Source organism: Limnohabitans sp. TEGF002 (genome assembly GCF_055395845.1).
Map to the genome: position 1 here is coordinate 1,364,650 of NZ_AP029224.1, position 11,092 is coordinate 1,375,741.

General features: G+C 61.6%; 12 protein-coding genes. 3 read left to right on the top strand and 9 right to left on the bottom strand.

Annotated features, from left to right (window positions below; genetic code table 11):
* Window positions 1–1,170: an NAD(P)/FAD-dependent oxidoreductase gene (locus tag ACZ5SR_RS06875; protein WP_464450813.1), complete on the bottom strand. Its 1,170-nt coding sequence runs from the start codon at window positions 1,168–1,170 to the stop codon at window positions 1–3.
* Window positions 1,167–2,090, bottom strand: a complete 924-nt coding sequence (locus ACZ5SR_RS06880; RefSeq protein ID WP_464450814.1) for an ornithine cyclodeaminase family protein — start codon at window positions 2,088–2,090, stop codon at window positions 1,167–1,169. Before ACZ5SR_RS06880 ends, ACZ5SR_RS06875 begins: the two co-directional genes overlap by 4 nt.
* A gap of 145 nt (window positions 2,091–2,235) precedes the next feature.
* On the opposite strand from ACZ5SR_RS06880, the gene ACZ5SR_RS06885 reads away from it, so the two are divergent.
* On the top strand, window positions 2,236–3,075 hold the full coding sequence (locus ACZ5SR_RS06885) for a hypothetical protein (protein WP_464450815.1): 840 nt from the start codon (window positions 2,236–2,238) through the stop codon (window positions 3,073–3,075).
* Between the two features lie 19 nt (window positions 3,076–3,094).
* Here the strand turns inward: ACZ5SR_RS06885 and ACZ5SR_RS06890 are convergent, their stop codons facing one another.
* The 5 genes from ACZ5SR_RS06890 to ACZ5SR_RS06910 all read right to left on the bottom strand — a co-directional run bounded on the left by ACZ5SR_RS06890 (window position 3,095) and on the right by ACZ5SR_RS06910 (window position 6,915).
* Window positions 3,095–4,156, bottom strand: a complete 1,062-nt coding sequence (locus ACZ5SR_RS06890) for a cyclase family protein (protein ID WP_464450816.1) — start codon at window positions 4,154–4,156, stop codon at window positions 3,095–3,097.
* A 128-nt stretch (window positions 4,157–4,284) separates the two neighbouring features.
* On the bottom strand, window positions 4,285–5,175 hold the full coding sequence (locus tag ACZ5SR_RS06895) for a DMT family transporter (protein ID WP_464450817.1): 891 nt from the start codon (window positions 5,173–5,175) through the stop codon (window positions 4,285–4,287).
* Window positions 5,176–5,199: 24 nt separating this feature from the next.
* Window positions 5,200–5,967: an SDR family oxidoreductase gene (locus tag ACZ5SR_RS06900; RefSeq protein ID WP_464450818.1), complete on the bottom strand. Its 768-nt coding sequence runs from the start codon at window positions 5,965–5,967 to the stop codon at window positions 5,200–5,202.
* 116 nt (window positions 5,968–6,083) lie between these two features.
* Entirely contained in the window at window positions 6,084–6,716 is a 633-nt protein-coding gene (locus ACZ5SR_RS06905) for a flavin reductase family protein (RefSeq protein WP_464450819.1), read from the bottom strand.
* Between the two features lie 58 nt (window positions 6,717–6,774).
* Complete coding sequence (locus ACZ5SR_RS06910) at window positions 6,775–6,915, bottom strand: hypothetical protein (RefSeq protein WP_322992866.1); 141 nt, start codon at window positions 6,913–6,915, stop codon at window positions 6,775–6,777.
* Window positions 6,916–7,033: 118 nt separating this feature from the next.
* Here ACZ5SR_RS06910 and ACZ5SR_RS06915 point away from each other — a divergent pair, with 118 nt between their 5' ends.
* The gene (locus ACZ5SR_RS06915) at window positions 7,034–8,308 is read left to right on the top strand and encodes a tetratricopeptide repeat protein (RefSeq protein ID WP_464450820.1); all 1,275 of its coding nucleotides are present in this window, start codon (window positions 7,034–7,036) and stop codon (window positions 8,306–8,308) included.
* A 164-nt stretch (window positions 8,309–8,472) separates the two neighbouring features.
* Complete coding sequence (locus ACZ5SR_RS06920; protein ID WP_464450821.1) at window positions 8,473–9,486, top strand: HupE/UreJ family protein; 1,014 nt, start codon at window positions 8,473–8,475, stop codon at window positions 9,484–9,486.
* 42 nt (window positions 9,487–9,528) lie between these two features.
* On the opposite strand, the gene ACZ5SR_RS06925 is transcribed toward ACZ5SR_RS06920, so the two are convergent.
* Together ACZ5SR_RS06925 and ACZ5SR_RS06930 are read right to left on the bottom strand one after the other, a co-directional pair.
* Window positions 9,529–9,924, bottom strand: coding sequence for a 5-fold beta-flower protein (locus ACZ5SR_RS06925; protein ID WP_464450822.1), 396 nt, complete (start codon window positions 9,922–9,924; stop codon window positions 9,529–9,531).
* Window positions 9,925–9,982: 58 nt separating this feature from the next.
* Window positions 9,983–10,882: an alpha/beta fold hydrolase gene (locus ACZ5SR_RS06930; protein WP_464450823.1), complete on the bottom strand. Its 900-nt coding sequence runs from the start codon at window positions 10,880–10,882 to the stop codon at window positions 9,983–9,985.
* Window positions 10,883–11,092: the final 210 nt, after the last annotated feature.

The window sequence follows — 11,092 nt, forward strand, 5'->3', positions numbered from 1 at the left end:
TTAGCCGATCACCGCCAGCTCGCGCAGTGGGCGGTTTTGTACCAGGCGTTCAAAGCCCAGCTCCTCCACTGCAATGGTTTGCGCGTGGCCCAGCAGCATCCATTCGGCCAATGCCAAACCAGCCCCTGCAGCGTGCTGCATGCCGTGGCCCGAAAAGCCGTTGATGAAATACAGATTGCCCAGCTCAGGGTGCGGGCCGATCACGGCGTTGTGATCGAAGGTGTTCATCTCGTAATAACCCGCCCATGCCCGCTCTACCCGCAGTGCTGCGAGCGCCGGAATGCGGTGCGCGAGCGACGCCCATTGTTCGTCGTTCCACTCCGACCAGTTTGGCTCTAGCGGGAGGTCGGGCTCGGTGTGCAAAGGTTCTGCGCCGGTGATCAAAAACCGGCCCTCAGGTCGCAGCCACCAGCCCGTGGGGTCGATCAGCAAAGGGCATTGCGGCAGCGGTTCGGGGCAGGACAGCACAAACACCGTGCGCCGCGCCGCCTCAATCGGCAGCGGCACCCTGGCCATGGCCGCCACTTCTCCGCCCCAAGGCCCCGCCGCATTCACCAGCTGTCCGCAGGGCAGGGTGCCGCCACTGGCCAAACGCACGCCCGTGATTTGCGTTGCCGTGTGGTCCAGGCCCACCACCCGGTCGTGCAGGCGCTGCACACCTTGCGCCATGGCTTTTTTCAAAAACGCTTGGTGCAGGGCAGGGCCGTCAAACCAACCTTCTCCGCTCAAGCCCAGGCTGCCCAGCGCCACATCGTCCACGTTCAGCCAAGGGTAGCGCTGACGCAGGGCTTCGGGGGCGAGCAAGGCCACATCGGCCCCGGCTTGCTTTTGGATCTGGTGCGCGGTTTGCAGCGCGGGCACTTGCTCAGGCTGGGCCAAGTACAAATAACCGGGCTCCTGCAAGCCCAGCGCCAGTGGGTGATCGGGCAGGCCGAGATGCGCTTCAGCCTCCCGCAAAAACGCGATGCCGAATTGGCTCAGCCTGATGTTGACGGGGCAGGTGAACTGCTGGCGGATCGAGCTGGCCGACAGCGAGGACGAGGCTTTTTCGTAACGGGTGTCTGACTCGATCAGCGTGACATTGAGGCCCGGCTGCAAACGGGTCAACCAATAGGCTGTGGCCGCGCTCATGACGCCGCTGCCCACGATCACCACATCGGTGCTGTTCATGTTCGTGCACCTTCGGCCAAGGCCGCCCGGTAGACCAGTCGTGCCGCCACCGTGTCCTCCACCGCCTGACCCAGTGATTTGAAAATGATGGTGGTGCCCGCTGATGGTGGCGCCACACGGCCGCACAAAATCTCGCCGATTTCCGCAGCCACGGTGGCGCCTGACAGCAGCACATCGCCCGATTCTTTCTCTGCCGCTTCACGCTGGTCGGCCACCACCCAGTGGGCCATGGCGGCGTCGTCCAGCTCGCGCCAAGTGGGGCGGGGCGCACCCACAGCCGCCACAAAGGCACCGGGCTTGAGCCAGGCGCCTTGCAGCACCGGCTCGCTGGCATTGGTCACGGTACAAACAATGTCAGCGCCGCGCACCGCCTCTTCGGCGCTGGCGCAGGCCACACCGTCGATGTCACGAGCGCACTGCTGCGCGTTGGTGGCGTTGGGGCTCCACACCCGAATCTCAGACACCTCGCGCACCGCGCGCAGCATTTGGGCGTGGCTGCGGGCCAGCACGCCGCTGCCCAGCATGGCCACCACCTGTGGGGTGTGCGGTACCAGGGCGTCCGCTGCTACGGCAGACGCTGCCGCTGTGCGCATGGCGGTGATGGTGTTGCCCTCCATGACCGCCAAGGTTTGGCCGGTCGCCGGATCCATCAGCACGATGGTGCTGAGCAAGGTGGGCAAGCCTTTTTGTGCATTGCCCGGTACCAGCGTGATGAGTTTGGTGCTGAGCGCATCGCCCAGCTGCGCGGGCTTCAAAAACAGCAGACCATCGTTGGACGCCTCGCCAATGGGCATGACCATGCGCAGCGGCTGCACCACTTGGCCCAGCGTCAGCGCCATCAGGGCTTCTCGCACGCCTTGCAGCAGATCGGGCACGCTCAACAGTTGCTGCACGCGGGCTTCGTCAAAATAATGAACCATGGTCCGTCTCCAGAGGGGGCTTGGGGGCAGGGCCTATTCCACCATGCCCAGCCCATTTGGGCAGTCACATTCAGGATTCGGCGTGTCGCCAGCAAGGTCACAATGGAGGGCATTTTTTGCGTGAGCGCGTTCAAAGGAGTTGGTGATGGTGGGCAAAATTTGCTTATGGGGCTTGGCTTTTCATTGGGCGCTGGTGTCGAGCGTCGCCGTGGCCAGTGATTCGGCGAGCGCTCCCGCCCGGATCATCGAAGAGATTGTCACCGTCAAGACCCCCCAGGGGTTCACCCAGCAAGGCGTGTTGTCTAGGCTGGATTCGGCCATGGCGCCTCAAAAACTGATGGTGGTGGTGTCGGGGCATCCCGGGGTGATCCGGCCTCGCTTGAACGAGGCGGGGCAAATCACCACCCGGCAAAACGGCAATTTTTTGGTGCGTGCCCGTCATCACCTGTTGTCCCCTCAGGTCGTCACCTTGCTGCTCGACTGCCGGTCTGATTTTGAAACCCTGTGCGCCGACAACTACCAAGCTTCAGCCGAGCGGGCGCAAGACATTGCACTTTTGGTTCAAGAGGTTCAAAGGAAAATACCCAGCTTGGCGCACATCTGGGCCGTGTCCACCAGCCGAGGGGTGATCACCACCGCAGGCTTGCTCAAGCACGGCCAAAACCTCTATGCCGGCATCGTCCACACGGCGGGCACCTACAGCAAGGCCAGAGACCAAGGGCTTGAATTTGGACCTTTTAAAACCCCGCAATTCATCTTTCACCATCGGCAAGATCCTTGCCCGATGACTTACCACCGGGACGCCGAGGCCATCGCTGACAAATGGGGCGTGGGCTTGGCATCGGTGTCCGGTGGATCGGGTTTTCGTGGTGAGGCCTGCCAAGCGTTTACACAGCACGGTTTTGCGGGCCGCGAAGAGCAAGTGGCTGGGGCGATCCGGCGTCTGGTGGAATCAGGTGCCTTGGCCCAAACACAAATCGATTGAGGCCCACCGCCACAGCTCATTACACCGTGGCAATCGGCGTGGCCGGTGAGCCAATGGCCCCGGGCAGCCGCAAGGGCGGGGCGGTGAGCAAAAAGCGCGAACGGCCCGCAGACCGCAGCCAGTTGGCCAAGGGGGTCAGGTGCCAAATTTCGCCCAAGTGCACGCCCAGCTTGAACAAACAATGCTCGTGCAAGGGCAAAGCCGCGCAGCTGCCAGGGCGGGGTGTGGCGGGCAAACCTTCGACCGCGTAGTTGTCGGCGATCAGGGCCACCAGGCCCGAATCGGTGATCCACTGCAGCAGCCGCTCGTCGCGCCCCTCCAGCACGGCGCATGAATTTTCCACCGCGTGCGGGTCGGGCTGTTTGTTCATCTCCAGCAGCATCTGCGCAAAGCCGGTGTGCAGGCACACCATGTCGCCGGGCTCCACCACCACGCTGTCTTGGCGCATGATGTCCATCAGCAGGTCGTAGCCGACCCGCACCCGCTCGCGTCCCAGATGGGCGTGCAGGTCGATCATCACCGCGCGGCCTTGCACGCAGCGCTCGGACATCTTCTCGATGCCCAAGGCTTTGGCCGAAGAGGTGGATTCGCGGGCGATCTCCGGAAAACCAAAAATGCCAGCCCCCGATCCACTGCTGGGGCCCACCACATCGGTGCCTGCGCGAAAGCCGTTGTAATAAACCGGCTCGGGCACGCCGTCGCCGTTGGCGTCGAACATCGAGCCCACATGCGCCAGGCTGTCCCACTGGGTGCTGTACTGCAAGTGCATGATCACCAGGTCGTCGCAGACCACATCGGTGCAGGCCGGCTCGTCGCACCACAGCTGGTAATTCATATTGGGTTTGCCCTCGCGCACCGTCGGACGCAGCACGGGCGGTTGACGCCTGGGGTTGAGCACGTTGCCGCCCGGAAAATCCAGTGGCAGGCTCAGGTTGAAGGTCTGCCCAGTGCGGACTTCTTGCATGCCTTGCATCACCTTCTCAGGCGTCAAGAGGTTCATGCGACCGCATTGGTCGTCGGGTCCGAAGTCGCCCCAGTTCGAGCCGGGTGGACGTTGTTTCCAGCGGGGAGAAGTAGACATGCAGGACTCCTGTGATGACGGCCCAAGCGCAACATGCGTGCTACGCATCTTGTGCGCTGGGCGACTGGCTTTGTGTCACCGATCTGACTCTGCGCTGCTGGGCCCCAACCTGCGTTACCGTGGGGCGATCACTGCTCGCTTTGACCTTGAAACTCACGCCACAGCAAATACAGACCGCTGGCCACCACCACCAAGGCGCCCAGCACCACGGCCAGGTCGGGCACCTGGCCAAAGACCAGCCAGCCCAGCACCGTCATGTACAAGATCTGCTGGTACAAAAACGGCCCCAAGACCGCCGCCGAGGCATAGCGGTGCGCCACGGCCACAAAGTAGTGGCCAATGCCGCCGCACAAACCGGCCAGCGCCATCACAAACCACTCCAGCAGCGTGGCTGGTTGTTGCCATTGCCACAGCGCCACGGGCGTGAGCACCAAGGTGGCCACCACCGCCGAGGTCAGTTGTGTGGTGGCCGGGTTTTCGCTGCTGGCCAAATAACGCGTCATCATGTTGAACAGCGCATACAAAACCGCATTGAGCGCCGACAGCAAGATGGCCGGGTGAAATCCTTGGCTACCCGGGCGGATGATGACCAGCACACCCGCAAAGCCCACGGCAATCGCCAGCCAACGCTTGGCGTCCAACCGCTCGCCCAGCCACCAGGCCGAGAGCAAGGCGATCAAAATCGGCACGGAAAACTGCATGGCACCGGTCTCGGCCAGCTGCAAATACTGCAAGGCCCAGAAGTTCAGTCCTGTCATGGCCGCCAGCATCAAACCGCGCAGCAGCTGCAAACGGGGGTGCCGCCAGCGCAGCAAATCGCCTTTGACCGAGGGCGCAAACACCGCGATGGAAAACAGCGAATGCGTGAGAAAGCGCATCCACACCACCTGCATCACGGGCAGCGTGAGCACCAGCCACTTGGCCGAGGCGTCGAGCACTGCAAACATCAAGGTGGTGACCGTGACCAGCGCAATGCCGATGCGGCGGTGCCGGGCGCTGTCGCTGAGAAGTTGGCTCATGGGCTGGGTGAGATGCCGCCGGGCTCAGCGCTTGGGCGGTGTCTCCAGCCCGCCGGTGTAAAAGCGGTTGAAGGTGGGGGAGATGATCAGCTCATTGATGCAGGTGCGCGCAGGCATTTGCGCCACAAACAAAATGGCCTGGCCCATGTCTTCAGCCTGCACCATCAATTCGCGCTGCTCGGCAGACGGTGGGACAGGCCGTTTGTCCAAAATGGGCGTGGCCACTTCGCCGGGCAAAAGTGAGGTGGCGCGGATGCCGTGCGTGCACTCTTCCATGTTGATCGATTCGGTCAGGGCCAGCACGGCGCGTTTGGTGGCGTTGTAGGCCGGACCGGTGAGCTTGGACGCATAAAGCCCAGCCCAAGACGACACGTTGATGATCAAGCCACTTTGCTGCTGGCGCATGGCGGGCAAGACCGCGTGCACGCAATAAAAAAGGCCCGACAAGTTGATGGCCACCACATCGTCCCAGGCCTCGGGCGTGACCACGTCGAAATTGCGCTGTGTGGCATTGGTGCCCGCGCTGGTTACCAGGATGTCGATGCGGCCGTGTTTGTCCACGATCTGCTGCGCCGCCGCCTTGACGGCGTGCTTGTCGGCCACGTCCAGCAGCAAGGCTTCGGCACTGCCCACGGCCTGCAGCGCCGACAAAGCGCTGTTGTTGGTGGCGGCGTTGCGGCCCGAGATCACCACATGGGCACCGGCCTTGGCCAATGCCATCGCGCCGGCCAGCCCAATGCCGCTGCCCCCGCCGGTGATCCATGCAACTTGTCCTGTGAGTGGTGCGGTCATGTCTTTGTCCTGAGCTTGGGATGAAGGGCCAGATTAACCCAGCCGCCAGCGCGCGGACTGCGCCTCAGGTGACACCCACTGCCGGGGTCTGTGCGTTCAGAATGAGCAGCAAGGCCTCACCTGGGCAGGTCGCGGGCACCGCTTTCGGGGCGGTACATCTTGAACAGCTGCTCTGGCCCGATGGTGAAGTAATCCGCCGCGCCGCCCCCGCGCAAAATGTGCCCGGCATTGGCCGTGTCGTACACCCCAGCCTTGAGCAAGCGCTCGTCGATGTGAATGCCCACCACCTGGCCAAACACCATCCAGGTCTCGACTTTCTGGCCCTGCAGGTCTTGCAGCTGCAGGATCTGCGTGCAGCGGCACTCGAAGCTCACCGGGCTTTGCGCCACACGGGGCACACCCACCACCCGTGAGGCTTCGGGCGTCAGTCCGGCCAGATCGAACTCGCTCACTTCGGGCGGCACGGCCTCACAGGTCTGGTTCATCACCTCGGCCAGCTCGCGCGTGACCAGGTTCCAGACAAACTCGCCCGTGGCTTCGATGTTGTTGAGCGAATCTTTGCGCCCAATGCTCGAAAAACCGATGACGGGCGGCACGTAATTGAAAGCGCTGAAAAAGCTGTAGGGCGCCAAATTGAGCACCCCGCTGGCGCTGCGGCTGGACACCCAGCCGATGGGGCGGGGGCCGACGATGGCGTTGAACGGGTCGTGCTTGAGGCGGTGGCCCAGGTGAGGTTCGTAGAAATGCATGGCGGTCAACTCGTAAAAAAACCCCTCAAGAGGGGTTTAGGCCTAAAGGCAAGAAAGTTTACTTCTTGACGCAAGCAGGGTTGGATTCATTTTCTTTCTTGGAACAGTCGACTTTTTTGTCGTCCATTTTGCCGCCGCCGTGCGCGCCTGCGAAGGCGGGCATGGACACCAACATGAAAGCGGAAACGAGAGCAGTCATCACGAATTTCATAGAAACACCATCGAGGAGAGAGGTTGATAAAAAGAGCAAAAATAGTGAGGGGGCGTGGGCCAACGCACAGACGCATACTATCAAGCATCAAAGGCACATGAAAACAATGGACAAAACCCATCACCACTGCTCCGATGCTTTCAGACCGATTTCAGTCGCAGTCGCCACCGCGTTGTTGGGGCTTGTGATGGCCATGTCACCTGTTGCAGCCCAAGAGCGTTTTCGGCCCTCAGAGGCTGCCGTGGTTTTGTCCGCATCTGTGCACGCGGCCAGTGGTCGTCAAAACGCATTGCGAGCTTTGGACAAAGCCTGGCGGGCTCAGCCTCAAAGTTTGCCCCCCGCACTCGCTTATGCCAGGGCGGTTTTCACGTTGGGCCTGATAGAAGGTGATTTGCGTTGGTATGGCTCGGCCAAAGCAGCTTTGACACCTTGGTGGACGGTTGCTGAGTTGCCTGCGGAGGCCTATTTTTTGCGGGGTTTGGTCAAGCAAGGCTTTCACGATTTCCAGGATGGCTTGCAAGACATCAACCGTGCCATCGCCTTGGAGCCTGCACGCGCCGAGTTTTGGTCTTGGCGATTTGCCTTGCACTTGCTTTTGGCCGATATGGCGGCGGCCCAAAAAGACATTGAAGAAATAGGTCGGCTGTTTGGCGAAGAAGAAGCCAAGGTGTACCGCGCGGTCCTTCTCTATCGAACAGGCCAGCCTTTGCCGGCGGTGGCGTTGCTGAGCCAGGCCATTGGCTCGGTCAATTACCAAGATGCTTCTTCACAAGACTGGCTGGGGTTCCATTTGGGCGAGGCGCACCGCGTGGCCGGACAGCCTGCGAAAGCTTTGGCCGTTTGGGGGCAACGCCTCAAAGCCAGCCCGCAGTCGCACCTGATTCGCCTGTCTTTGGCCGATCTGCACAACCAGCAAGGCCAGTACCGTCAAGCCCAAACCATCGCCATGGCCTCCGACAGAAGTGGCAATGCCCAAAACAACACCGCCAGCATGACCGATGCGCTCTTGATGCAGGCGGTGTTGGCCAGTCGCGGCCTGAAAGACCCCGACGAATCCCGCTTGGCCAGTCAGCTGGAGGCGCGGCTCCAGTCGCAAGCGCTGCGGCAAGAGGCCTTGATCGAGCGGCCTAAACTCATTTACCAAATCGCCTATGGGCGAGACCTGAAAGCGGGGCTGGCGTTGTCCATTGACAACTGGCAGTTGCAAAAAGAACCGCCCGATGCGGTCTTGTTTGTTCAGGCCGCGTTGGAGTTGGGCCAAGCCCGTGCTGCCGAACCCGTGGTCAGCTGGGCCGAAAAAACTGGTTACGCCGACCCGCAATTGACGCCGATGCTGGCGCAGCTCAAGTCGCACCCGAGCTGGACGGGGGGACGTCCATGATGTCGTTGCTCCAAAACTTTTGTTTGCGTCGCTGGGTCCTTGCAAGTGTTTGGGCTTTGTTCAGTCTTCTGACCGCTCCTTTAGCCCATGCACACTCCAGCAGCAACAGCTACCTCACGCTCAGCACGTCAGGCCCCGAGTTGACCCTGCGGGCCGATCTCCACATGCGAGACCTTGACTTGATTTTTGACCTGGACGCCAACCGCGATGGCCAAGTCACTTGGGGTGAGGCACAGGCGCGAAGCCCCGAGTTGAATGACTGGTTGGGTCAGGGCATTGTGCTCACAGCAGCGGGCCAAAAGTGTGCCTTGGGCCGTGCAGACTTGCAAGCCAGCGAGCACGCCGATGGCACTTACTTGAGTGCCCTGTGGGTTGTGAATTGCCCTGGGATCTCTTTTGCGGCAGAGGCGGCCGATGCCCGTCTGGCACTGCGTTATGGCTTGATTTTTGCGCAAGACAGTTTGCACCGCGGCTTGCTCAAGGTGGATTTCGGCGATGACCAAACCAGCGCCTTGCTCAGTCCGGAAAGGCCCGAGGCCCAAATCAGCCGCGCTGACAGCAGCCCGCTGAAAGTGTTCGGTCGTTACATCATCGAGGGCGTTTGGCACATCTGGATTGGTATTGACCACATCGTCTTCCTGCTCAGCCTTTTGGTGCTGGCACCCTTGCAGTCCTCGCGTGAAAGGGTGGTGCATTGGCAAGCAGCCAGTCAGGTCCGGCCTGTGGTGCTCGACGTGCTGGCGGTTGTTACGGCCTTCACTGTGGCCCACTCCATCACGCTGGGCTTGACCATCACAGGTTGGCTCACACCACCGGCCGACTTGGTCGAGCCCGCCATTGCCATGTCGGTGGTGCTGGCCGCGCTGAACAACTTGCTGGGTTTCAGCGCCCTCAAACGCTGGCGACTGGCCTTTGTGTTTGGTCTGGTGCATGGCTTTGGCTTTGCCAGCGTGCTGTTGGACTTGGGCCTGCCCGCCAGTGCGCTGTTGGCCGCTTTAGGTGGCTTCAATATCGGTGTAGAGCTGGGCCAGCTGGCCATCGTGGGCGCGTTTTTGCCCGTGGCTTGGTGGTTGCGCCATACCGGGTTCTACCGCTGGGTGGTGGTGGCGGGTGGCTCCGCGGCCATTGTGGTGCTGGGAGTGTTCTGGACGCTTGAGCGTGTGGGATGGTTGGGCTGATGCTCTGCATCAGCTTGTGTTTTAACGCAAGCAGTGACCGTCTCACATGAAGAAATAAAAGAACACGATCATCTGCATGCGCCGCAGGCCATCGGCGCGGCCGATTTGGCGGCCGGAGCCGTCATAAAGGCGCTCGCCGTCAATGCGGCCCATTTGGGAGCCCGAAGCGCTGTACAGCCGGTCGCCATCGATGCGGCCGATCTGGCGGCCCGACGCGTTGTAAACCCGGTCCCCATCGATGCGCCCCAGTTGTCGTCCGGAACCGTCGTAAACACGTTCGCCGTCGACCCGCCCCATTTGTTGCCCCGATGCGCTGTAAAACCGCTCGGCATCCACCCGCCCCAAGGCACGTCCGCTGCTGTCGTACATGCGCTGCGCAAAAACGACAGGTATCAACAAACTCAAAATAAAAAGGGTGGTGGTCTGGCGCAGTGTCATGACGGATGGCAGGTGGGGCTTGCCAAAAAAAGTTTGATGGCGATCGATCAACAGGGTTTTACGGGCGTTTGGCGCACACCGATTCCTGGGCCTGCTGCACGCTTTGCCGTCGGGGCAACGCACGGTGCTGCAGCCAATGGTGCAGGTCTTGCATGACTTCCCGAGTTTGCAGCTGACGGGTTAACAGGTGCCAGCCTTCAGGGTAGACCACAAAGTCCGGCGCTGCGCCGGGGGACTCTGCCGCGATCAGTTGGGTGAGCCAGTCGCAGACGGGTGAGGGTGGAATGATGCGGTCGCGCAGACCATAAAGCACCAGGCTGCGTTGTGGTGGCTGGGTGTTCAAGCTTTGGGCACGGCCCATGAGCGCGGTCACCCCCGCCAAGCTGCTGACTCGGGTGGCTTTGATGAAAAGTGGGTCACGCCCCAGCTCCCGCGAGACTTCAATGTCGTTCGTGGGTGTGATGCCCAGTGACTGCACGCCTCGCCCTGTGAAGGTCATGTCGGGTGCTATGGCGTTCATCCATTGCAGGCTAAGGCGTTGGTACCAGGGCATGCTTTGTGCGCCCCAGACGGCGGGTGCCTTCAGCACAATTTGGTCCGCCGCCAAGCCGGGCGATTCTCCCGCCGCCACCCACACCAAAGCGCCGCCCATGCTTTCGCCCATCACCGTGAGCGGCAAGCCAGGGTGCTGCTGGCGCAGTTGCATCACGATGTGGCGCAGGTCGGCCAAAAGTGCATCCGAGCCGGGCCAGATGCCGGGTTGAGGGTTGGCCCCAAAACCGCGTTGGTCGTAGGCGTAGACCGTGGCACCGAGTTCGCTCGCCAAGTGCTGTGCCAGCGGCTCGAAGGCCTTGCTGTAGTCGTTGAAGCCGTGCACGCCCAGCACGATGTGCTGGGGCGCAGGCGTCGACCAGACCCTTGCGGCCAGACTGTCGCCACCGGGCAGATCAAAGCGCATGGGTGTGGCCGCTAGCACCTGAGCAGGGGTGATTTTGTCGGTTGCAACGGGTGTGTGGCTTGGTGTCGCAGGAGCGCTGCAGCCTGCCAAAACCAGCCATAAGATTATTGCGACCAGCCGTTGGACTCCGAACTGGTCAAACTTGAGGTGAGGCATCTGAAGGTATTCCAAGGCACTTTGCCAAAAGTGACATTGATCACACGGGGAGCT

Excerpts from the sequence above, each read along its gene's own strand:
- ACZ5SR_RS06875 (WP_464450813.1), bottom strand. The coding sequence starts at position 1,170 with ATGAACAGCACCGATGTGGTGATCGTGGGCAGCGGCGTCATGAGCGCG.
- ACZ5SR_RS06880 (WP_464450814.1), bottom strand. The coding sequence starts at position 2,090 with ATGGTTCATTATTTTGACGAAGCCCGCGTGCAGCAACTGTTGAGCGTG.
- ACZ5SR_RS06885 (WP_464450815.1), top strand. The coding sequence starts at position 2,236 with ATGGTGGGCAAAATTTGCTTATGGGGCTTGGCTTTTCATTGGGCGCTG.
- ACZ5SR_RS06890 (WP_464450816.1), bottom strand. The coding sequence starts at position 4,156 with ATGTCTACTTCTCCCCGCTGGAAACAACGTCCACCCGGCTCGAACTGG.
- ACZ5SR_RS06895 (WP_464450817.1), bottom strand. The coding sequence starts at position 5,175 with ATGAGCCAACTTCTCAGCGACAGCGCCCGGCACCGCCGCATCGGCATT.
- ACZ5SR_RS06900 (WP_464450818.1), bottom strand. The coding sequence starts at position 5,967 with ATGACCGCACCACTCACAGGACAAGTTGCATGGATCACCGGCGGGGGC.
- ACZ5SR_RS06905 (WP_464450819.1), bottom strand. The coding sequence starts at position 6,716 with ATGCATTTCTACGAACCTCACCTGGGCCACCGCCTCAAGCACGACCCG.
- ACZ5SR_RS06910 (WP_322992866.1), bottom strand. The coding sequence starts at position 6,915 with ATGACTGCTCTCGTTTCCGCTTTCATGTTGGTGTCCATGCCCGCCTTC.
- ACZ5SR_RS06915 (WP_464450820.1), top strand. The coding sequence starts at position 7,034 with ATGGACAAAACCCATCACCACTGCTCCGATGCTTTCAGACCGATTTCA.
- ACZ5SR_RS06920 (WP_464450821.1), top strand. The coding sequence starts at position 8,473 with ATGCGAGACCTTGACTTGATTTTTGACCTGGACGCCAACCGCGATGGC.
- ACZ5SR_RS06925 (WP_464450822.1), bottom strand. The coding sequence starts at position 9,924 with ATGACACTGCGCCAGACCACCACCCTTTTTATTTTGAGTTTGTTGATA.
- ACZ5SR_RS06930 (WP_464450823.1), bottom strand. The coding sequence starts at position 10,882 with ATGCGCTTTGATCTGCCCGGTGGCGACAGTCTGGCCGCAAGGGTCTGG.